The sequence below is a fragment of the Clostridium vincentii genome (assembly GCF_002995745.1).
Taxonomy (GTDB): domain Bacteria; phylum Bacillota; class Clostridia; order Clostridiales; family Clostridiaceae; genus Clostridium; species Clostridium vincentii.
In genome coordinates this window covers 25,057-48,105 of sequence record NZ_PVXQ01000023.1, presented here as the reverse complement: position 1 = coordinate 48,105, position 23,049 = coordinate 25,057, and the positions used below count along the sequence as shown (strand labels likewise).

General features: G+C 31.0%; 18 protein-coding genes. 17 read left to right on the top strand and 1 reads right to left on the bottom strand.

Annotation, left to right across the window (positions count from 1 at the left end; all coding sequences use genetic code 11):
• Positions 1–20: 20 nt before the first annotated feature.
• Positions 21–590 (bottom strand): sigma-70 family RNA polymerase sigma factor, encoded by a 570-nt coding sequence (locus tag CLVI_RS10940; protein ID WP_106060173.1) that lies wholly within the window; start codon positions 588–590, stop codon positions 21–23.
• A gap of 469 nt (positions 591–1,059) precedes the next feature.
• On the opposite strand from CLVI_RS10940, the gene CLVI_RS10935 reads away from it, so the two are divergent.
• The 17 genes from CLVI_RS10935 to CLVI_RS10860 all read left to right on the top strand — a co-directional run bounded on the left by CLVI_RS10935 (position 1,060) and on the right by CLVI_RS10860 (position 22,961).
• Positions 1,060–2,466 (top strand): ethanolamine ammonia-lyase reactivating factor EutA, encoded by a 1,407-nt coding sequence (locus CLVI_RS10935; RefSeq protein WP_242980665.1) that lies wholly within the window; start codon positions 1,060–1,062, stop codon positions 2,464–2,466.
• A gap of 33 nt (positions 2,467–2,499) precedes the next feature.
• Positions 2,500–3,831: an ethanolamine permease gene (gene eat, locus CLVI_RS10930; protein WP_106060171.1), complete on the top strand. Its 1,332-nt coding sequence runs from the start codon at positions 2,500–2,502 to the stop codon at positions 3,829–3,831.
• A gap of 15 nt (positions 3,832–3,846) precedes the next feature.
• On the top strand, positions 3,847–5,214 hold the full coding sequence (locus CLVI_RS10925) for an ethanolamine ammonia-lyase subunit EutB (protein WP_106060170.1): 1,368 nt from the start codon (positions 3,847–3,849) through the stop codon (positions 5,212–5,214).
• A 3-nt stretch (positions 5,215–5,217) separates the two neighbouring features.
• Positions 5,218–5,988, top strand: a complete 771-nt coding sequence (gene eutC / locus CLVI_RS10920; RefSeq protein ID WP_106060169.1) for an ethanolamine ammonia-lyase subunit EutC — start codon at positions 5,218–5,220, stop codon at positions 5,986–5,988.
• 292 nt (positions 5,989–6,280) lie between these two features.
• Positions 6,281–6,937 carry a cysteine hydrolase family protein gene (locus CLVI_RS10915; RefSeq protein ID WP_106060168.1) on the top strand — a complete coding sequence of 219 codons (657 nt, stop codon included), beginning with the start codon at positions 6,281–6,283 and terminating at the stop codon, positions 6,935–6,937.
• 21 nt (positions 6,938–6,958) lie between these two features.
• Positions 6,959–8,443: a nicotinate phosphoribosyltransferase gene (locus CLVI_RS10910; RefSeq protein WP_106060167.1), complete on the top strand. Its 1,485-nt coding sequence runs from the start codon at positions 6,959–6,961 to the stop codon at positions 8,441–8,443.
• 89 nt (positions 8,444–8,532) lie between these two features.
• Positions 8,533–9,345 (top strand): alpha/beta fold hydrolase, encoded by an 813-nt coding sequence (locus CLVI_RS10905; RefSeq protein ID WP_106060166.1) that lies wholly within the window; start codon positions 8,533–8,535, stop codon positions 9,343–9,345.
• A gap of 275 nt (positions 9,346–9,620) precedes the next feature.
• Positions 9,621–14,963 carry an ATP-binding protein gene (locus CLVI_RS10900; RefSeq protein ID WP_106060165.1) on the top strand — a complete coding sequence of 1,781 codons (5,343 nt, stop codon included), beginning with the start codon at positions 9,621–9,623 and terminating at the stop codon, positions 14,961–14,963.
• A gap of 181 nt (positions 14,964–15,144) precedes the next feature.
• On the top strand, positions 15,145–16,671 hold the full coding sequence (locus CLVI_RS10895; protein WP_106060164.1) for a DUF4118 domain-containing protein: 1,527 nt from the start codon (positions 15,145–15,147) through the stop codon (positions 16,669–16,671).
• Positions 16,664–17,362 carry a response regulator gene (locus tag CLVI_RS10890; protein ID WP_106060163.1) on the top strand — a complete coding sequence of 233 codons (699 nt, stop codon included), beginning with the start codon at positions 16,664–16,666 and terminating at the stop codon, positions 17,360–17,362. Before CLVI_RS10895 ends, CLVI_RS10890 begins: the two co-directional genes overlap by 8 nt.
• A 174-nt stretch (positions 17,363–17,536) precedes the next feature.
• Positions 17,537–17,938 (top strand): hypothetical protein, encoded by a 402-nt coding sequence (locus CLVI_RS10885; protein WP_106060162.1) that lies wholly within the window; start codon positions 17,537–17,539, stop codon positions 17,936–17,938.
• The gene (locus tag CLVI_RS10880; protein WP_106060161.1) at positions 17,935–18,375 is read left to right on the top strand and encodes a potassium channel family protein; all 441 of its coding nucleotides are present in this window, start codon (positions 17,935–17,937) and stop codon (positions 18,373–18,375) included. Before CLVI_RS10885 ends, CLVI_RS10880 begins: the two co-directional genes overlap by 4 nt.
• A gap of 2 nt (positions 18,376–18,377) precedes the next feature.
• On the top strand, positions 18,378–18,902 hold the full coding sequence (locus CLVI_RS10875; RefSeq protein ID WP_242980663.1) for a potassium channel family protein: 525 nt from the start codon (positions 18,378–18,380) through the stop codon (positions 18,900–18,902).
• The gene (locus tag CLVI_RS17875) at positions 18,862–19,053 is read left to right on the top strand and encodes a TrkA C-terminal domain-containing protein (protein WP_341458753.1); all 192 of its coding nucleotides are present in this window, start codon (positions 18,862–18,864) and stop codon (positions 19,051–19,053) included. The genes CLVI_RS10875 and CLVI_RS17875 overlap by 41 nt, the downstream gene beginning before the upstream one ends.
• Positions 19,050–20,519: a TrkH family potassium uptake protein gene (locus tag CLVI_RS10870; protein WP_106060160.1), complete on the top strand. Its 1,470-nt coding sequence runs from the start codon at positions 19,050–19,052 to the stop codon at positions 20,517–20,519. The genes CLVI_RS17875 and CLVI_RS10870 overlap by 4 nt, the downstream gene beginning before the upstream one ends.
• A 512-nt stretch (positions 20,520–21,031) precedes the next feature.
• On the top strand, positions 21,032–21,952 hold the full coding sequence (locus CLVI_RS10865) for a phosphodiester glycosidase family protein (protein ID WP_242980660.1): 921 nt from the start codon (positions 21,032–21,034) through the stop codon (positions 21,950–21,952).
• 19 nt (positions 21,953–21,971) lie between these two features.
• On the top strand, positions 21,972–22,961 hold the full coding sequence (locus CLVI_RS10860) for a bifunctional glycosyltransferase family 2/GtrA family protein (RefSeq protein WP_106060158.1): 990 nt from the start codon (positions 21,972–21,974) through the stop codon (positions 22,959–22,961).
• The last annotated feature ends 88 nt before the right edge of the window (positions 22,962–23,049 follow it).

The window sequence follows — 23,049 nt, the reverse complement described above, 5'->3', positions numbered from 1 at the left end:
TTTATAGAACTATATATAATTTAACTTAAGAACATATTCTTCTTAAGTTTATTTAGAGCTAGGTTCTTCTTGTTAACTGCAGTTGAGTAGTTTATTTTTCTTGATTTTGCATAGTCCTTAATAGAATTTTTAGAGGCAATAACAAAATTTATTATATCCTTTTCTTCATTAGATAAAGAACTAATAGCAAACTCTAAATTTTCAGAGTTATCATTAGAAATTAAAGTATCGTCAATGCCTTTTATATTGCAAGTAAGGCTGTTTTCTAAAATATCTGTATAGATAAGAGTCTTAGCTCCATCAGTAGAGGCTTTTTTTAGAGATTTCCTTACCAGAAAATATACTGTATTCTTTATGGCATTAGTAGCATACGCAACAAATCTATGAGTGTCTTTATTATAGTATGTTAAACATTTAAATAAAGTTTCATAACATTCATTCCGTAAATCATCAAATTCATATCCATGAATAAAGGTTTTATTTGAAAGATTTATTATTAAGGGCATAAATTCCTTTACTAAATGTTCTTTTGCTATTTTACTTCCGTCTTTGGACCGCAAAACTAGATCTTCGATTTCATTATAATTCACAAAAACACCTCTTTCATATATTATATATGCAAAATTGACATATATAGTAAGTTTGGGTGAGAAATAAAAAATTTTTTTTAATTACACAGAAGGCAAATGCGATAGAAGCTGACAAATATAAAAAAATATTGAACAAATTTCCAAGAGGTTTCATATATATAAATTATCAATGGATGTTTTTTGGAAATTAATTTTCAAATCTTGACAAAATCTAAAAAAAGCATTATAGTTCGAATATAAGTTTAAACAAGGGTGTTTAAAGAATTTAATTCTTTAAACGCTTTTTTCGTTAATCTAGAGAAAATATAATATTTTTATAAATAGGAAATAATAAAGGACAATGGTGTCAAATATTAATTTGATTCATTGTCCTTTTTTTGTTTGTATGAAAGAGAAAAGCAGACAATATTTCCAAAGTAATAATTATATTGTAATGAGATGTTTAGTAAAAAAGAGGTGAGATTAAATATTGAAAAGTGAAGTATATAGCATAGGAGTTGATATTGGCACATCAACAACTGAAGTTATAGTTAGTAGACTAAGGATTAAAAACATTTTAAGTCTATCATTGGTTGAGGAAACAGTGATTGAAGATAAAGAAATAATATATAAAAGTCCTATTATATTTACTCCACTTCTAGATGATGTGACTATAAATTTTGTAAAGATTAAAGATATTGTTCTAGAAGCACTTAAACTTAGTAAAGTGAAAAAAAGTGATATATCTACAGGGGCAGTAATTATAACAGGAGAAACTGCAAGAAAAGAAAATGCTAGTGAAGTGTCTAAAAATCTTTCAGAGTATTTAGGAGATTTTGTTGTAGCAACTGCTGGACCTAAACTTGAATCATTACTTGCAGGATATGGTTCTGGTGCTTGTGATATGTCAAAGAAATTTAGTAGGAAGATAATAAATCTTGATATTGGAGGTGGGACAACTAATATTGCTATATTTAACTGTGGTGAATGTGAGCAAACTTTTGCGTTAGACATTGGAGGAAGGCTTATAAAGTTTGATCATGAGGGAAAGGTTGTTTATATTTCAAAAAGAATTGAATTTCTGATAGAAGATATGGATATCAACATTAAATTAGGTGAAAAGGTAGAATTAAAAGATTTAGAGCTTGTATGCAAAAGATTAGCGAAGAGTTTATTAGAAGTTTGTTGCTTAAAAGAATTATGTGAAGATACAAAAAGATTATTTATAAGCGAAGAATTTGAACCGTTTAAGGTCGATTACATAAGTTTTTCAGGTGGAATAGGAGAGTATATAGGTCAAACTACTGTAAATATGCAACTTAAAGATGTATTAAAACATGATGATATGGGACCACTTTTAGGAGAATGCATAAGTAAGGGATTTGAGAAGTATACGGAAATTTTATTAGTTCCAAAAGAGAAAATAAGAGCAACAGTAATTGGTGCTGGAAATCATTCGTTAACAATAAGTGGAAGCACAATAGCATTTGATAAATCCATATTACCACTTAAAAATATACCTATAATTAAACCCTTTGATAAAGAAGAAAATCTTAAAGAGATATATTCTCAAGCAAAAACAAAGCTTGATATCTATGAAGATGCTCTAGTTGCAATTTCACTTATTGGGCCAAAAAGTCCAAGTTATGATGAGGTAAAAATAATTGCAAGAGAGGTAATAAAACTTTTTGAAAAAATTAACGGACCAATAATTGTAGTTTTAGAAAATGATTTTGCAAAAGCATTAGGACAAGTGATTTCTTTAAATTTAAAAAAGAAAAGAGCAATTATATGTATAGACAAAATCTCTTCAAAAAATGGAGATTATATTGATATAGGATTGCCAATAGGTAATGCCATACCAGTAGTTATAAAAACTTTGATATATAACTGCTAAGTTGGCACATGAAAAAATAGAGGAGTGGGGAAAATGAATAATGAATTAAAAAAGACATTAAAACCAGTACAACTTTGGGGAATAATCGTAGGTATGGTTATATCAGGAATGTATTGTGGTTGGAATTATGCTTTAGAATTTACTAGCCCAGTGGGATTTATGGTAGCAATCGTAATAGTTACAGTTTTTTATACTACATTTATATTTAGTTATGCAGAACTTTCAACTGCTATACCACATGCAGGAGGACCTTCAGCATATGCTTCACGTGCGCTTGGAAAGTTTGGAGGCTTTTTTGCTGGATTTTCATGTTTAGTAGAATTTCTATTCGCAACTCCAGCGATAGCACTTGCAATAGGTGCATATATTAATTTTTTAGTACCATCAGTACCAACTGTAGTAGCAGCGTTGGTTGCATATGGAATATTTGTTGTTATAAATTGCTTAGGAATAGAAACAGCAGCTAAGGTTGAGCTTGTTGTTACTGTTGTTGCAATTGGTGGCTTACTTTTATTCATAGGTGTGGGAGCTCCACATGTTGAATTAAGTAATATCTTTGGTGGAGAAATTTTCAAAGGTGGACTTAGTGGAATATTTAGTGCAATACCTTTTGCAATTTGGTTTTATTTAGCTGTAGAAGGGGGAGCAATGTCAGCAGAAGAATGTGAAAATCCTAAGAAAGATATACCTAAAGGTTTTATATTAGGAATAGTTACTCTTGTTATATTAGCACTTGGAACATTTTTTGTAACAGCTGGAACTTCAGATGCTAGTATTTTAAGTGCAACAGATTCACCTTTGCCTACAGCATTAGAAGGAATATTTGGAGCAGGGTTATTATCTAGAGTAATGAGCTTTATTGGATTATTTGGACTTGTAGCAAGTTTACATGGAATAATAATTGGATATTCAAGACAAGGATTTGCAATGTCTAGGGCAGGATATTTACCTAAGTTTTTATCAAAGGTAAATTCTAAAGGAGCACCAGTATATTCTATAATTACAATGAGTTTAATCGGAATGATTTTTGTTCTATCAGGCCAGACTGCTATAATTATTGTTATATCATCATTTGGAGCTATAGCATTATATATAATAAGTATGATTTCTTTATTCATTTTAAGAAATAAAGAGCCAAATCTTAATAGACCATTTAAAGTATCATACCCATTAGTTCCAGCAGTAGCACTTGTAATAGCTTTAGTATTATTAGTTGCAGTTACCATATCAAATATTTCTACTGTGATTTGGGTAGTAGGGGCTTATACCTTGGCAACAATCTATTATTTTGTATATTCTAAAATTCAAGAATCAAGTAGTGAAGAAATTGAAGAATTCGAAGGGTTTGATAGTGAAATTGGTTAGAAGGAGTGACATATTATGATTTTAAGAACAACCCTTTTTGGGAATAGATATAATTTTGCAGATGTAAAGGAAGTTCTTGCAAAAGCAAATGAAGAAAAATCAGGAGATAGACTTGCAGGAGTTATAGCTAGCTCAACTGAACAAAGAGTAGCTGCAAAGGTGGTACTTTCAGAATTAACTATTGAGGCTTTAAGAAATAATCCAGTAGTAGATTATGACACGGATGAAGTTACTCGAGTAATTCAAGATGGAGTTAATGAGGAAATATATAATAAGATAAAGTCTATGACTATGGGAGACTTTAGAGAATTTATCTTATCATCAAGTGGAGAAGAGATAAAAGCAATAAGAGATGGATTAACTTCAGAAGTTATAGCTGGAGTAACTAAACTTATGAGCAATATGGATCTAATCTGTGCTGCAAAAAAGATAATAAATATAGTAACCTGTAATACAACTATTGGAAACCTTGGAACTCTTGCAGCAAGACTTCAACCTAACCATCCAACAGATAATATTGATGGAATAATGGCATCTGTTATGGAAGGTATTAGTTATGGCGTGGGAGATGCATTAATTGGACTTAATCCAGCATTGGATACAGTTGATAGTGTTTCTAATATATTAAAATCTTTGAAAAATTTTATGAATAAGTTTGAAATACCAACTCAAAATTGTGTTTTAGCACATGTTACAACTCAAATGGAAGCCATTAAAAGAGGGGCGCCTATGGATATAATGTTTCAAAGTATAGCAGGTTCTGAAATCTCAAATAGAGGATTTGGAATAGATGTAAAATTGTTAGATGAAGCTTATGCAACTATGAAAGAATTGAAATCATCTAAAGGAGATAACTTTATGTATTTTGAAACTGGACAAGGTTCTGAATTATCTTCAGAAGGACATAATGGAGCAGATCAGCTTACTATGGAGGCAAGATGTTATGGGCTTGCAAAGAAATATAATCCTTTTTTAGTTAATACAGTTGTAGGATTTATAGGGCCAGAATATCTTTATGATGGAGCACAAGTTATACGTGCAGGACTTGAGGATCATTTCATGGGAAAATTAACAGGTCTTTCTATGGGTGTTGATGCTTGTTATACAAATCATATGAAGGCAGATCAAAATGATTTAGAGAATTTAGCGGTATTACTTGCACAATGTAATTGTAATTATTTCATGGGTGTTCCTGGTGGAGATGATGTAATGTTAATGTATCAATCTACAAGTTATCATGATATTGCAGCTTTAAGGGAAGTAACTAACAAAAGACCAATTAAAGAATTTGAAATGAGACTTAATGAACTTGGGATAATGAAAAATGGAATATTGACAAATAGGGCAGGAGATCCATCAATATTTCTTAACAGGGGGATGTAATTTATGAAAGAAGCTATTTTAGAAGATATATCCACTATTGATTTAAGTAAGAAAGTTTCAGTGAAAGATCCAATTGATTATAACGGGTGTATGATGTTAAAAAAATCAACACCAGCAAGGATTTGTATTGGGCGTTCAGGTACAAGATATAGGACAAATGATTATTTAAGACTTCGAGCAGATCACGCAGTTGCAATAGATGCAGTTTGGTCATATGTAGATGAGAGTATAGTTGATGATTTAAGTTTTTTCAAAGTTCAAACATTAGCACAGGATAAAGAAGAATATATAACTAGACCAGATTTAGGAAGGAAATTCTCAAAGGAAGTTATAGATGATATAAAAGAAAAATGTATAGGTAACATAGACGTGCAAATTATTGCTGGAGATGGATTAAGCTCACCTGCAATAACTTCAAATTTAAAGGATATATATCCTATGATAGTTGAAGGGGTAAAAGCTAAAGGCTATACAATAGGGACTCCGATTTTTGTTAAATATGCTAGAGTTGCAACTATGGATAAAATAAGTGAAGCCTTAAACGCAAAAGTCACATTAATCTTAATAGGTGAAAGACCTGGACTTGCAACAAGCGAGAGTATGAGCTGTTATATGGCATATGAAGCAAGTACTAAAAAGCCAGAATCACAAAGAACAGTGATATCAAATATACACAAGAATGGAATGCCCCCAGTGGAGGCAGGCGCACAAATTGTGCAATTAATAGAAATATTAATGAAAGAAAAGAAAAGTGGAATAGATCTTAGACTTTAAGTTTATATAGAATATTATATGGTAGAAGATATTAGATACATTTACCATATATTAATCCACCAAGACTTTGAAGTCTTAAAAGAAGTGAATTCTTAGGGATTCGCTTTTTTGCGTGTAAGAAAGAGCATAACTGCGTATATTATCAACAATATTGGCAATTATGTTATAATTGGTATATAAATAATCTATACTCTAGTAAAGAATAAAATAATAAAAAGAAGCGAAAGTATGAAAATTTTATTCTTATATTATCTAAAATAGCCTAATTAAAAAATAGAAAGGGTGGATTTATATGAATATATTGATGATAAATAAAATATTGGATATGCAAAAAGAAATAAGTGGCAAGATACTTCAGCTAACAGACCTTCAAAAAGAAAAAACAGCAATAATTGTGGTAGATATGGTAAATGGGTTTGTTCATAAAGGTCAGTTAGCATCACCAAGAGTTATAGAAATAATAGATAATTTAGTAATTATTAATGAAAAGACACATGGGTATAAGAAAATATTCTTTTTAGATGAGCATGATGAAAATTCAATGGAGTTTAAATATTATGCTAAACATTGCCTGAAAGATACATCAGAGTCAGAGCTTATTTTAGAGCTTAGGGGAGAGGCGACCACCCTTCATAAAAATACTACCATGATACACAAAAATAGTACAAATGGATTTCATGCACCTGAATTTAAGTTATGGCTTGATCAAAATCAAGAGAAGATTGAGAACTATATAATTGTTGGCTGCGAGGTTGATATTTGTGTAAGTCATTTTGCTACAACACTAAAAACCTATTTCAATCAAAATAACCTGAGCAAAAGGATTATCGTTGCTTCAGATTGTGTTGAGACCTTTGATTTCGGAACACATGATGGTGATTTAATGAAGGTTATATCTCTATGGGAAATGCAAACAAATGGTATTGAAATAGTAGATAAAATAATTTGATAAACAATGGGAGCTATATAAATGAGTAAAATAACTAATAACTTTAATATTAAAGAAGAACGAAACCTTTCAATGTTAATGGATTTTTATGAATTAACAATGTCAAATGGATATTTTGTAAATGGTCTTGCAGATACAATTGTGTATTTTGATATGTTTTACAGAAAGAACCCTGATGGAGCAGGTTTTTCAATAGTTGCAGGTCTGGAGCAACTTATTGAATTTATTAACAATCTAAAATTTACAGAAGGCGATATTTCATATTTAAGATCCAAAGGAATTCTATCTGAGGAATTTTTACAATATCTTTTAACTTTTAAATTTTCCGGAGATATTTATGCAGTACCAGAAGGAACCCCAGTTTTTCCAAATGAAGCACTCATAACTATTAAAGCTAAGGTAATTGATGCACAGCTTATTGAAACTATGTTGTTATTAACAATAAATCATCAAAGTTTAATAGCTACTAAGGCTAACAGAATAGTTAGAGCAGCACAGGGAAGAACAGTTTTAGAACTTGGAGCAAGACGGGCACATGGAGCTGATGGGGCGATAATTGGAGCAAGAGCTTCTTATATAGGAGGGGTAACTGGGACTGCCACTACTATGGCAGAAATAAGGTTTGGAGTCCCGGCAACTGGTACGATGGCACATTCCTGGGTGCAATTATTCAAAGATGAGTATAAAGCATTTGAAACATATGCAAAAACTTATCCAGATACATGCACTTTGCTTGTTGATACCTATGATGTTATAAACAGCGGTATTCCAAATGCTATTAAAGTTTCTAAAAATGTGTTAGAACCCATTGGAAAGAGATTAAACGCAATTAGGCTAGATAGCGGAGATCTTGCATATCTTTCAAAAAAAGTAAGAGATATCCTTGATGATGCAGGGCTCACAGATTGTAAGATAGTTGCTTCAAATAGCTTAGACGAATATATTATAACCGAATTGTTAAATCAAGATGCTAAAATAGATATATTTGGTGTTGGTGAGAGAATGGTTACAGCAAAATCAGAGCCAGTATTCGGTGGGGTTTATAAATTAGTAGCAGTAGAGGAAGATGGGCAGATTGTTCCAAGAATTAAATTAAGTGAAAATGAGGAAAAAATCATCAATCCAGGATATAAAACGGTTTGGAGATTATACGATAAAATTTCACATAAGGCAATCGCTGATGTTATTACATTAGCCAATGAAATTATAGATGAAACAAAACCTTATACAATTTTTGATCCAGTCCTTACTTGGAAAAAGAAAAAAATAATAAATTTCTATGTAAAAAAACTTCAAATACCAGTTTTTATCAAGGGACAATGTGTATATGAGTTGCCAAGTATAGAAGAAATAAAGATGTATTGTAAAGACCAAATAGATGGCATGTGGGCGGAAGTTAAGAGATTTTCTAATCCACATAAATACTATGTGGATATATCTCAAGAGCTTTGGTCAGTTAAGCAGGATTTAATTAAGCGGTATAGAAATTCAGAAGATAATGAATAATATATTGTAATATTAGCCCTATTGTATCAAAAGTTTCTACACGCGAATAAGTTATTAATAAATAAAACTAATTTGTAAAGGGGTTCGAAATGGGATATTACGTTCGCGTAGAGCCGGATGTTAAAATTTATGTGGAAGACATAAATCCAACAGGAAAGAAAACAATTTTGTTTATACATGGTTGGCCATTAAGTCATATGGCATATGAATATCAGTTTGATAAACTTTCCCAAATGGGATATAGATGTATCGGAATTGATACAAGAGGATTCGGTAAGTCAGATAAACCTGAAAGTGGATACTCATATAATCGATTAGCAGATGATGTGCGAGCCGTAGTTGATATTCTTGAATTACAAGATATCACACTTGGAGGACATTCTATGGGAGGAGCAACTGCCATTAGGTACATGGCTCGTCACAACGGGTGTGGAGTATCAAAACTTGCTCTGTTTGGAGCTGCTGCTCCTAGTTTAACTATGCGTAAAGATTTTCCATATGGACTGCCTAAGGAAGATGTAACTACTCTTATTGAAGGAACATATAATGACCGACCTCAAATGTTAAGAAATTTTGGCGACCAACTTTTGTTTCAGCATGTTACTCAACCACTATCAGACTGGTTTTTTCAATTGGGATTAGAGGCAGCAGGGTGGGCGACTGCAGCTTGTGCAACTACTTTTAGGGATGAAAGTTTGTTTAAGGACTTAGAAAAAATAAATGTACCAACTTTAATTCTTCATGGTATTCATGATAAAGTTTGTCTATTCCCATTAGCTGAAGTCATGCAGCGAGAAATTAAAAACTCTAAGCTTGTACCGTTCGAATACAGTGGCCACGGATTGTTCTATGAAGAACAGGCTAAGTTTAATAAAGAATTAACAGAGTTTATTGAAGAATAAAATTTGAAATATCAAACAAAAAGAAAAGGAAGCCATTTTACAAATGTAAAATGGCTTCTTTTTGTATTAGTGTTAAACAATGCGAATAAGCTATAGATATATTATAAAAACATTGAAGTAAAATAGGTTAAGTGCTAGAATTATATTTAATTATGTTAAATTAAGGAGTAAAAGGTATAATATGAATATATATTAGCTTTGAAATACTATAGAGCTAAAAATTTGTACCAAAATTATTTTGGAGTTTTTACAACATCTTGCTGAGGGGGAAGGTCATGAGCGACTTTTATAATTATACTGTGTTATCCGTACTTTATGAAGAGGACAATTTTAAAATTGTACGAGTTTGCCAGTCAAATGGTGGTGAAAAAGAGATACTAAAAATTGCGAGAAAAAAAGGTAGTTCTATAAAATATTTATCAACGGTTAAACAAGAATTTGAATTACTTGAGGAGTTAAATAAACATTGCTGTAGGCACATTGTTAATGCAAAAAAGGTGCTTAATTTTGAAAAAGAAAGTTGCCTTGTACTGGAAGATGTGGCTGGAATGCCATTGATAGAAGTTTGCCATAAGATTAAAGAAACAGGTGACGATTATATAGAAAAATTACTAGACGTTGCGATAGATTTAGTAGAAGCAATAGAACATGTACATTGGGTAGGGATACTGCATAATGAGCTAAGGTCAGATAGAATATTGTTGGATGCTGAATCTCTAAATGTAGTTATAATTGATTTCTATTTTGCTTTACCAATAGATAATTATGGTATAGAAGCAGATGAAATTAGCAAACCAGAAGGATTATACCCATATATTTCTCCAGAGCGTACAGGGCGCACACGCTATAAAATTGATCAGCGCAGTGATTTATATTCATTAGGAATAATTTTATATGAAATTTTTAGTGGGCATCAACCTTTTATGACAAAGGATATTTTAGATTTAGTCCATTGTCATATTGCAGTAAATCCTCCTCGGCTAGTAGATTTAATTTTAGATTTTCCGGTGATGATTTCGTCTATTATTGAAAAGCTAATGATGAAAGAACTAACTGATAGATACCAGTCTGCAAATATCCTAAAGGCTGATTTGATTTATTGTCGTCAGATGTGGCATTCTAATAAAGATATTCCTGTATTTGAATTAGGTCGTAATGATTATTTTGGAACTATATATTTTCCAAAAAAGTTATATGGACGTGATAAAGAACTTTCATATATGAAAGAATGGCTTGGAAAATGTAAACATGAAAAAGCATCAATGCTTTTAGTTTCAGGATATTCAGGTGTTGGTAAGACTACTTTAGTAGAAAAAAGCTGTAAATATTATATTAATGAAGAATCATTTTTCGTAAAGGGTAAATTTGAAGAATCAAAAAAACAGATTCCATATTTTGCTTTAACACAACTTGCTGTAGCTCTTGTAAATAGGATAATGAAAGAAGAAAAAACAGTTTGTGAAGAGATTTCTAAAAGATGTATTGAAGCATTAGGAGAACAAACCGGAATATTATTACCGCTTATTCCAAACCTAGAGAAACTTTTAGGTAAACTTAAGGAAGTCTCTAAGGTAGATTCTAAACAAACAGAAAGTCGAATGTATTATGCACTAGAGAAGTTTCTAAAAACACTGACTTCACCAGAAAAACCTATTATTTTCTTTGTTGATGATATTCAATGGGCAGATAATTCATCTATGGATATGATTAACAACATTTTAGATATGGGATTAATAAATGCTTTCTTTATTTGTGCTTATAGAGAAAATGAGATTGAACACCAGTTTAAATTTAAAAAAACTATAGAAGGGTGGGAACAAAGAAAGAATGCAGATGTTCTGTATTTAAAATGTTTGGAAAAAGATTATATAGAGCAATTTGTGTCAGATTCTCTTCATATGAACTGTTCTGATGTTAAAGAATTAGCCTGCGTGATTCATGAAAAAACTCGTGGAAATATTTTCTTCGCTCGGCAATTTTTGATGCTTTTACAGAATAAGGGCGTGCTGTATTTACATTCGGGAAAAAACGAATCGTTTGGTTATAACTGGAAATGGAATATTGAGAATATACGTAGTCAATGTGTTACTGAAAATGTAATTGATATTGTTTTGGAAAACTTGAAATTAATACCAGAAGAAGATATGAATATTATAAAAATAGCGGCTTGTATAGGTAACTACTTTGATATGGATATTCTAACATCTGTTTGTGATGTTAAAGATAGTCGTATAAAGTCTATTTTATTTAATTTCTGGAAGGCTGGAATGATTACCTACGAAAAAAACGTATCATTTTTTTCTCATGATCGTATTCATCAGGCTATATATTCCATGGTATCTGATGAAAAATTACCAAGGATTCATTTAAAAATCGGTAAAGTTATGATTAAAGAGTTGTCAATTGATGTTCAAGAAGAAAAAATCTTTGATATAGTATTTCAATGGAATCAAGGAAGTTCAGAAATAAAAAATCCGGAAGATATTATAATGATGGCAAAACTTAATTTGCAAGCAACTCGAAAAGCTAAAGAAAATTCAGCTTATATAGAAGCAAAAAATTATGGAGAAAAAGCAGAGTTTTTTGTATCTGGGGCTACTGTACAACAAAATTATAAATTAGCATTGGAAATTTATGATGAAATGTCTGTGGTGAACTTTTTATTGGGAGAACACGCAGAGGCATATACATATACAGAAAAAGCTTTATTGACTACTGAAAGAGTTGAAGAGAAATTCAATGCATATCAGGTCAGGGTTAAGATAGAAATGGCAAGAAGTCACCTTAGAGAAGCAATACAGATTGCATTTGAATATCTTGAATTACTTGGCGAAAAAGTTGAAATAATTACTTCTCAAGATGAGATTAGTTTTGCTTTATCAAACATTAAAAATATGCTTGGAATTAATCCAGCAGAAAAATTAGCTAAACTTCCTCAAATAGTAAGTTATCATCATTTAATTGCCATTAAGATGTTGTCTTACATTATAACTTCTACATATATGACATCAAAAATATTGCATTTTCAAATAATCATAAAGGTAATTGAACTATCATTAAAATATGGAAATGCCACAGAATCAATTATTGCATGGGTTTGTTATGGAAGATTGTATGTATCAGAATATGGAGAAATGGAAGAAGGATACAAGATTGGTGATACAGCTATAAATATGAGAAGTAAATTTAAAAATCAAGAAATTAGATCGAAATTTACGTTCATTGTTTTGTTAGCACATATTAAGCATCCATTTAAAAGTATATTAAAGTCCTGTTTGGTATTATACGAAGAAGGATTAAAAAGTGGAGATTTAGAAGATAGTTGTCAGGGATTATTGCAGTATGGAAACTTCTCATTTCATGCAGGATGTGAACTTGCACAGTTAGAAAAAGAATTGATAGAGATGATTTGGATAGTTGAGGAGTGTAAGCAGAAGACTGTGTATAATCGTTTGGCAATAACTTTGCAGGTTATAATAAATTTACGTCAATCCAGTAAACCATATATTTTATGCGGAAGGATATTTGATGAGAGTAAAATGATCCCGATTTTCCAGACTCTTGAAGATAGAGCAGCAATTTTTATTTGGGCTTCACAAAAGATAATGCTATGCTGCTTGTATGGCAGATATGACGAAATAGATTATGCGGTTAAATTAGTCGAACAATATAAAGCGAATACTCCTGGACAAGTTTTTGAGTTTAACTACCATTATTATCTTGCTTTATGCAAACTTAGGAAGATAAAAATTATTGATAAAATGAACGAGGAAGATGTATTAGAAATTGTTAAAGAGAACATGGACAAAGTTGAAGACTGGATACAAAAATCAGAAACTAATTATATTCATAAGTGTCTTATTTTGAGAGCTGAATTCAATCGTGCTATTGGGAGAAAATTAGAGGCAATAGAATTGTATAATAATGCAATCGAAAATGCTTCTGAAAATGATTTTATACAGGATGCGGCTTTTGCTTTAGAGCTTTTGGGACTCTATCATTTAGAACTGAAAAATAAGGTCACAGCTGAAATGTATTTACAGAAAGCTAGTGAATATTATGAAAAATGGGGTGCTTTTACTAAAGTAGAAGATATAAAATCACAATATTTTTCTAAAAAAAAGGACAAGCTAGAATTTCAAGCTGCTATAGAAACAAATGAATCCGATATTGATTTACATTCTATTTTATTGGCAGCACAAACCTTGTCAGAAGAGATAGAGATTAACTCTTTAATAAAAAAGATGATGCACATTATTATGGTAAATTCAGGAGCTACAAAAGCTCTGTTTTTAGAATATAGGAAAGGGGTCTTAGTAGCTGGAAAAGGACATTTTGCTGAAGCAGATAGTGATTGGCAAGGTGGAGATTTTATTAAATTCATAAATTGTATGGATGAGAAAGTTCTCCCCTGGAGTATTGTGAATTATACTATAAAGCAGGAAGAGTTAATGATGTCAGATAATCCTATGGAAGATCCGGATTTTAACCAGGATTTATACATTCAACAGGAAAATCCAAAATCTGTAATTTATATTCCGCTACATAGAAAAGATAATTTGATAGGAGTTATATATTTAGAAAATAAGATATTTTCAGGTGCATTCACGTCAAAGCAAATAGAAGTGATAAAAATGATTTCAGCACAAATTGCTATATCATTAGAAAATGCAAGATTATATTCGAATTTAGAGGAAAGAGTAAGGGAAAGAACAGTTGCATTAAAGAATACTGTAATAAAATTAAAAAGCGAAATTAATGAAAGAAAGATTGCAGAAAAAGCTTTATATGAAAATGAGGAAAGACTCCGTGAGGTCAAGGCTTACGATAAATTAAAAACAGAGTTCTTTGCTAATATATCTCATGAACTTAAGACCCCATTAAATGTAATATACAGTGCTCTTCAAATGTGTAATATATTGATTAGTGATGACAGCAGTTATAAGGACAATGATATACACAAATATATGCAAATGATTAAACAAAATTGTTATAGATTAATTAGGTTAATAAATAACATAATAGATATAACAAAAATAGATTCAGGATATTTGAGCCTATATTTAAAAAATGAGGATATAGTAAGTACAGTTGAAAATATGGTTATGTCTGTAGTAAATTATGCTGAAACTAAGGGGATTAATATTATATTTGATACAGATATTGAAGAAAGAATTATGGCTTGTGATATTGACAAAATTGAGAGGGTAGTATTAAATCTTTTATCTAATGCCATAAAATTTACTGAAAGGAATGGTCATATATATGTAAATATATTTAATAAAGAAAAATCTATCATAATTTCTATTAAAGATACGGGTACAGGAATTCCTGAAGAAAAACTAGAAATGATTTTCGAAAGATTTATACAAGTAGATAAATCTATTTCTAGAAATCAGGAGGGAAGTGGTATAGGATTATCTTTAGTTAAGGAATTAGTAATTATGCATAACGGTAATATAAGCGTTAAAAGTATTATTGGAAAAGGTAGTGAATTTATAGTGGAGATACCTGTTTATACTACTACGGATAATGAGTCGAATATGAAAAAATGTGAAGATAAAGAAAATAGTAAAATCGAGAAAATAAATATTGAATTCTCAGATATCTACTTTTAAAGATTAGCTATGACAAACTGATGACTTCAAAACTTTGAAGCCTCACAAGTACAAGTAAGGGGGGGATCATCTTATCTGTCCAATAATATTCATCAAGGTTATGTTGTATTTTAAGTTTGAAAAATATATAATGTAAAAAATATAGATATACTATTATTCAGATGGAAGGTGAAGTGATACAATGAACCAAAAATCAAAATTAATACAAGATATAGTACATTCGGTGTTGTTAATAGCTGGGTTGATTAGTGTTGCTTCAGCAGTTGGCTATTTATTCCGAAATATGGGGTTTCCGGAAACTAATGTAGTTATAGTATATATTTTATTTGTATTGCTTTCAGCTCGACTAACACAAGGGTATATTTATGGTATTTTAGCGTCAATTACAGCAACATTTGCATTCAATTATTTTTTTACTGTTCCGCATTTTACTTTTTCAGTTGATGACCCAAATTATATTATTACATTTATAATAATGACGATGACTTCAATTGTAACAAGTGCACTTACTTCTAAAGTTAAGCAAGATGCTATAGAAGCTAAAGAAAGGGAAATAGAAACAAAAGCATTGTATCGATTGACAAATCATTTAACGGATGCATCTAATATGCATGAGATTGCTAGTATTTCAATCAGCATTATAAGTGATATAATTAGTTGTAAGGCAGCATGTCTTTGTATTGATGAAAATGGATTTCCGGAACAATCATTTATTCAACAAGTATCTCATAACAAACAAAGTTATATAAGTGTTGAAAATATTGTACAAATAAAGCATCGTATTGAAGACTTACGTATGGGTTATGATATTGGAGTAGAATTTTATGATTGGCCTATATATGGCCAAGAATCAATCTTGGGTGTAATGAGAATACCGAAAGAAAATGCTGAGATTTTGAAAGAATCACAAGCTAGGTTACTTCGTACTATGATTGAAAGTATAGCATTAGCAATGGATAGATTCAGGCAGGCAGAGCAACGTATGAAGTCCAAGGAAGAAATGGTACAGGAAAGATATCGTGGTAATTTGCTACGTGCAATTTCACATGATTTGAGGACTCCACTTTCTGGAATTATGGGAACATCTGAAATGCTTATGGATATGATAAAGAATGATGACCCAAGATATGAATTAGCAAAAGGTATTTATACGGACGCTGATTGGTTACGTTCATTAGTCGAGAATATTCTTAATTTAACTAGATTGCAAGAAGGAAGATTAGTACTTAATAAGCAAATGGAAGCTGTGGAAGAAATTATCGGAGGTGCAATAAATCACATCTATAGACGATCACCCGAATATGAGATTTCAGTAAATGTACCAGAAGAATTGTTGCTTATTCCCATGGATGCAAAATTGGTAGAGCAAGTTATTATTAATTTGCTTGATAATGCTATTAAGCATACGCTACCACAAAACGAAATTCTTATATTAGTTGAGGATGAAAAAGAACTAAATCAAGTTGCATTTTCCATAATAGATAGTGGAGAAGGATTTGTTACTGATGACTTGCCGAATATTTTTCAAATGTTTTATACATCAAATACAAGAAGAGCAGATGTGAAACATGGTATAGGATTAGGACTTACCATATGCGAAGCAATTGTGAAAGCACATGGTGGGAAAATAGAAGCATGTAACAGAACAGATACAGCCGGAGCTACAATTAAATTTATACTTCCTACTAAGGAGGAGAAGAATGAGTAATTACAATGAATGTATTCTAATTGTGGAGGATGATGCACAAATTAGAAATTTCATAAAATATTCATTAGAAAAAGACGGATATAAGAGTCTCATTGCTAGCAATGCACAAGTTGCTTTGAACTTGATTGTTTCAGAACAAATAGATTTAGTTTTGCTTGACCTCGGTTTGCCAGATTTTGATGGAATGGAAGTTATCAAAAAAGTAAGAGAATGGTCAGAAATACCAATTATTGTTATTTCAGCTCGTGACCAGGATAAAGAGAAAGTAGCAGCATTAGATGAAGGTGCAGATGATTATATTACGAAACCTTTTTCTGCCACTGAACTTTTAGCACGTATTAGAGTTGCTATTCGCCATTTATACAAACAGGGAATGAAAGATATACAGACCACTTTTTCTGTGGGCGATTTGAAATTAGATTATGATAAACATTTAGTGTATCTAGAAAATATGAAAATTCATATGACACCCATGCAATATAACTTGTTAGTGATATTGGCAAAAAATGCAGGTAAAGTAATCACAACGGGATTTATATTGAAAGAAATTTGGGGCGCTAATTATGGTTCGGATACGCAGGCATTACGGGCGTTGATGGCAGGAATGAGGCGAAAAATCGAGAAAATACCTTCTAAACCAAGATATATAATTACCGAAGTTGGTGTAGGTTACAGAATGGTAGATGAATAAAAATAGATGAACTGCTTTAGTTTAAAACTGGAGCAGTTTTTTTGTTTGCCAAATATGGATGAATTATTCTCACAGAATTCTCACATGGCTATGATAATTCTCACACTACGTTCACAAAATATAAATTACTATAATAATAGATAAATAAAGTTTGCTTTAAAGGAGGCAATAATCATGAAACAAGAACTTGTTAATAAAGAAAAAATGGAGGTAAGAAAGATTTGTAATGAAGTGAGAGAACTAGTTAAAGATGGAGATTATGAAGAATGTAATTTGCTTCTTAAAAGAACTATAGGAAAATACCCACATGCACCAGAACCTCATAACTTTTTTGGAATATTATTAGAAAAAGAAGGAAATCATCTTTTGGCAATGAAACATTTTCGAGTGGCATGGGCACTTGATGCAACATATTTGCCAGCTAGACATAATTTAGATTTATATGGGACTTTTTATGCTAAAGGCAATATTGCTTTTGATGAGTCTGATTGTCCTCAATTAGTGGAAGAAAATACATGCAAAATAGAATATGACAATAAAGGTGTAGGTCGTGTTGTAAGGAGGAATAAGAAATGAAACTACATGAAGAAAAAGAAGATATCTACATTTTAATAATTGGATGTGGTCGTTTAGGCGCTAGTATTGCAAATTCGTTATCAAACAGAAATATGAATGTAACTATAATTGATAGTAATAAAGATTCTTTTAGAAAACTATCACCATCATTTGGGGGTTTAGCTCTTGAGGGAGATGCAACAGATATAGATATATTAAAAGAAGCACAAATTGAAAAAAGTAGAGTTGTTGTTTGTGTAACCAATAATGACAGTAGCAATATAATGATAGCTCAAATGGCAAAGAAACTGTTTTCTATTGAAAGAGTTATAGCTAGATTATATGATCCGGAACGAGAATGTGTTTATAATGAATTTGGTATAAATACAATTTTCCCATCTATACTCTCTGCTAATGAAGTGGACAAATTATTGGCCATGGATGAAAGGATGAAATAATTATGAAAAAGAATGTATTATTGGTAGGTGGATTTCATAAAGCGAAATTGTTATCAATTTCATTAATAAAAAAAGGATATAATATAACAATAATAAATGAAGACTATAAAGATTGTCTTTCATTAGCAGAAAATAAAAGCATTACCGTGATTAATGGTGATGGAACTAAGCCATATGTATTAGAAGATGCCAGAGCTGAAGACAACGATATTGCAATTGCTTTGACACAGGATGATGGTGATAATTTAGTAATATGTGAATTGTGCAAGAAAAAATTTGGAGTAAAAAAGACAGTTTCACTTGTTAATGACCCAAAGAAAACAGAATTTTTCCACAAAATGGGTATAAATTCTGTGGTATGTGCAATTAATACCATTACAAGTATTATTGAACAACAAGCATTTTTAGACGAAATAACAACGTTAATACCCATAGTAGATAGTAATATAATCATAGCAAAAGTGCTAATTCCACAGAGTTCACCTGTTGTTGAGAAAAAAAATATGGGAAATCAGTTTACCGAATGAGGTAATTATTGGATGCATTTTAAGAGGTGAGCAAAGTATGATTCCACGTGGAGATACAAGGCTTTTGGCTGGCGATATTCTAGTTTTAATATTATCAAAAGAAAAGCAAATTGCAGCAATTCAAGAGTTAACGGGAAGGCGAATAAGATGAATAAAGATTTTTCGAATTGTAGTAGTTATGGTAAGTTAATGTTACTTGTTAGTATTTTAATTGCTACCCCAATTATAGTAATACCTTTCTACCCGGAAGAGATAAAATACATTAACGCTTTTTTATTTCCTTCAATAATAACATTTATAATTGGTACGGTAATATGCTTATGTACTAATAGGGAAAAAAACGATAATCCTGAAGCTTATACCATGAAAAGTGGAAGTACAACAGTTTTATTTATATGGTTATATGGCTTCTTTTTAGGTGCACTTCCATTTGTGATTTCAAGACAATTGAATTTTGTTCAGGCATTGTTTGAATCTGTAAGTGGTTGGACTACAACTGGGTTATCAGTTATGGATGTTACAATTACACCACATATATTTCTTTTTCATAGAGGGTTTATGCAGTTTTGCGGTGGACTGGGATTTATATTAGTAATGGTAATGTTTATACAAGGAAAACAAGCAATGAGTTTATATAGTGCTGAAGGGCATCCAGATAAGCTCACTCCAAATTTAGGGAAAACCGCAAGAATAATTTTTCTTATGTATATTACGTTTTTAGTGGTTGGGGTTACTCTATATATTCTATTTGGAATGGAACCATTTGATAGCTTATTACATACGATGTCTGCATTATCAACAGGGGGATTTTCGACAAAAGTTGATAGTATAGGATATTATCATAGCATTGCTATAGAAGCAATTACGATTATTCTAATGTTAATAGGAACCACTAATTTTGCGGTGCTTTTATTAGTTGCAAAAAGGAAAATTCTAAGACTTATAAAAGTAAGTGAAATTCGTTTTATGCTTGTACTAATTATACTTGCTGTTCCGATTATAGCATGTTCATTATTTTTCGGCTTATATTTAAATATGGGACAAAGCCTTAGATTATCTGTGTTTAATGTAGTATCAGCATTGTCTACAACAGGATATTCAACAATGTCATATTCTGATTGGCCAGTGTTTAGCATTGGAATTTTAATTTTACTTATGCTGATTGGTGGTGGTATTGGTTCAACAGCAGGTGGAATGAAAATGTCGCGAGTATATTTAATGTTGCGGGTTACGAAAGAAAATATAAAGAAAAGAATTTTATCCTCAAGATATGTTAGTAACCCGTACTATTACAGAGCACAGGGAAAAACTTATATAGATAAAGGCATTGAAATGGATACGTTTGGCTTTATTTCCTGCTATTTAATGATTTTTATTATAGGTACATTACTTATTACATTGACAGAGGGGTGCTCATTGAGCGATGCAATGTTTGAATTTGCGTCATCTCTTGGTACAGTTGGATTATCTATTGGTCTAACAGGTCCGTCAACAAATTCAGGGACCTTAATTATAGAAATCATAGGCATGATATTTGGAAGACTTGAAATTTTCATTGTAATTATTGGTATATACTCAGGGTTTACTAAAGTTAAGCAACGGTTTATAAAGAGATAGGATTCAAGAGTAAATCTCGTCTATATAAGTATAATAGCTATTTTTTCCTTGGCAGTATGCTGATTTTTATTTGGAAAAACGTATTAGTATAGAATCAAAATATAATCCATTTGAAAAATATGATTTTGATTAATGGCAACAATATCTTACCGACGATATAAAGATAAGATATGAATCTTTGCATAAGTATCTAATATATGGAGATGAAAAGCAAAATTTCAAAGAAGTTATTGAAACTTTTAAGGCAATAGGATCTTTATTTATTGAAATTGATGAATAGAAATTAAATAGAGCCTCTTATTATGTAGATGGTCTATATATTGTAGATCTACTTTTACTAATATATTTCTCAGGAAATATATTCCATATATTGTATTTAACTGGATATTCAAAATAATATCTCTAATTTAAAAGTCACATTTATGTGGCTTTTTTTGTTTTAAGTTTCATTAAAGGAAAAGGGAATAGAATCTAAATTAAGAAGTGAATTAATCCACAAGGGGGCTATTATTTTGGGAAAGAAAAAGATGGGTAAAAAAAAGAAAATCATAATTATTACTGCTAGTACGTTAGTAGTATCAATAGTTCTTTGTCTGTTAGCTTATAGATATTTAATTGAGAGAGTTGAAACAACTGTTGTTACTACAAATGAAAGTTCATCTGCTATAACAGCAGGTGATGTAACAAGTGATGATTGGAATTATTCAAGTGATACTACAGATATTAGTATAAAAGAAGTCACCCAGGGAACTGGGGATAATAAAATTACCTATTTTGTTGCAGATGTACAAATCACAGATGATACATCCTTAAAAACTGCCTTAGCAAAAAATCAGTTTGGACGGAATATTACAGAAACAACTTCAACTATTGCAGAAAACAATGATGCCATATTTGCTATTAATGGTGATTATTATGGGTTTCGCGAAGATGGAGTAATAATAAAAAATGGAGTGGTCTATAGAGATGATCCAGCTCGCATAGCACTTGGTTTATATGATAATGGAACTATTGCAGCATATGATGAAGAAGCAGTATCATCTGAGGAACTTGTATCCTCTGGAGTTACTGATACTTTATCCTTTGGACCTGTTTTAATTCAGGATGGAGCTATTACATCAGATTTTGAAAATGTTACGGTAGATTCTAATTTTGGGAATAGGTCTATTCAAAATTCAAATCCGCGTACAGGAATTGGGATGATTGATGCTAATCATTATATTTTTATAGTGGTTGATGGAAGAAGTAAGGGCTATAGCAAAGGAATGACATTGACTGAATTTGCAGAAGTTTTTGATGAGCTTGGTTGCACGGAGGCTTACAACTTAGATGGCGGAGGATCATCAACAATGTACTTTATGGGTCGAGTTGTTAATAATCCATTAGGAAAAGATGAAGAACGTGATATTAGTGACATTATATATATAAATTAAAATAAAGGAGATGTTTCATATGATTATAGTAATTCCAACTTATGAGCCAGATGAAAAATTAATTACATTAGTTAAAAATTTAAAGGATATGTGTGATTTTAATATACTTATTATTGATGATGGCAGTGGGGAAAATTATAATTGGATATTTCAAGAAACTAAAAAAATAGGATGTAAAGTTCTTTCATATGATCGCAACAAGGGTAAGGGAGAAGCTTTAAAGACTGCTTTTAGATATATAAATCTAACAAATAATGATGATGTAATTACTGCAGATTGTGATGGACAACATCTGCCTGAGGATATAGTTAAAATAGCTAATGAAATCACAGCAAACAAAATAATATTAGGAACTAGGCATTTTAAGGGAAAGGTCCCTTTAAGAAGTAGCTTAGGAAATAAACTAACTAGAGGAGTGTTTTCAATAGTTAGTGGTAAAAGCATTAAGGATACTCAAACAGGCCTTAGAGGATTTGAAAAAGATATACTTCCTTGGCTTTGCACAGTGGATGGAGAAAGTTATGATTATGAGATGAATGTGTTATTAGAAGCCCAGAAAGCTGGATATGATCTAAAGAAAATACCTATTAATACTGTTTATTTAGAAGATAATAAATCCTCTCATTTTAATCCACTAAAGGATTCAATTAAGATATATTTACCACTAGTTAAGTTTAGTGGATCCTCATTAATATGTGCCTTAGTCGATTTTCTTTTACTTATGATTTTATATAGAATGACCTCAAATTTACTATTTGGTGTTTTAGGTGCTAGGGCCTGCAGTGTAGCATTAAATTATTCCGTAAATAATAAATATGTATTTTCAAATAAAAGTAAAAGTGGTTTTCAAAGGTATATATTGTTAGCTGGAATTATTGTTACAACTAACTATTTATTAATACATTTATTTAGCACATTAGGAATGCCTTTGGTTATATCTAAACTTTTAACAGAAGGAACATTGTTTTTCTTTAGTTATGCTGCACAAAGAAAATTTGTTTTTAGATAATAGGTTATGATTAAAAAGAGTGTTGATAAAATAGAAATTTTAAAAGGAAGCCTAGAAAGGTTTCCTTTTATTTGTATTTTGAACATAT

What these genes read in the sequence shown, in the direction of transcription:
- CLVI_RS10895 (WP_106060164.1), top strand. Translation starts at nt 15,145, where the DNA reads ATGAACCAAAAATCAAAATTAATACAAGATATAGTACATTCGGTGTTG.
- CLVI_RS10910 (WP_106060167.1), top strand. Translation starts at nt 6,959, where the DNA reads ATGAGTAAAATAACTAATAACTTTAATATTAAAGAAGAACGAAACCTT.
- CLVI_RS10925 (WP_106060170.1), top strand. Translation starts at nt 3,847, where the DNA reads ATGATTTTAAGAACAACCCTTTTTGGGAATAGATATAATTTTGCAGAT.
- CLVI_RS10875 (WP_242980663.1), top strand. Translation starts at nt 18,378, where the DNA reads ATGAAAAAGAATGTATTATTGGTAGGTGGATTTCATAAAGCGAAATTG.
- CLVI_RS10900 (WP_106060165.1), top strand. Translation starts at nt 9,621, where the DNA reads ATGAGCGACTTTTATAATTATACTGTGTTATCCGTACTTTATGAAGAG.
- CLVI_RS10915 (WP_106060168.1), top strand. Translation starts at nt 6,281, where the DNA reads ATGAATATATTGATGATAAATAAAATATTGGATATGCAAAAAGAAATA.
- eat (WP_106060171.1), top strand. Translation starts at nt 2,500, where the DNA reads ATGAATAATGAATTAAAAAAGACATTAAAACCAGTACAACTTTGGGGA.
- CLVI_RS10860 (WP_106060158.1), top strand. Translation starts at nt 21,972, where the DNA reads ATGATTATAGTAATTCCAACTTATGAGCCAGATGAAAAATTAATTACA.
- eutC (WP_106060169.1), top strand. Translation starts at nt 5,218, where the DNA reads ATGAAAGAAGCTATTTTAGAAGATATATCCACTATTGATTTAAGTAAG.
- CLVI_RS10890 (WP_106060163.1), top strand. Translation starts at nt 16,664, where the DNA reads ATGAGTAATTACAATGAATGTATTCTAATTGTGGAGGATGATGCACAA.
- CLVI_RS10870 (WP_106060160.1), top strand. Translation starts at nt 19,050, where the DNA reads ATGAATAAAGATTTTTCGAATTGTAGTAGTTATGGTAAGTTAATGTTA.
- CLVI_RS10905 (WP_106060166.1), top strand. Translation starts at nt 8,533, where the DNA reads ATGGGATATTACGTTCGCGTAGAGCCGGATGTTAAAATTTATGTGGAA.
- CLVI_RS10885 (WP_106060162.1), top strand. Translation starts at nt 17,537, where the DNA reads ATGAAACAAGAACTTGTTAATAAAGAAAAAATGGAGGTAAGAAAGATT.
- CLVI_RS10880 (WP_106060161.1), top strand. Translation starts at nt 17,935, where the DNA reads ATGAAACTACATGAAGAAAAAGAAGATATCTACATTTTAATAATTGGA.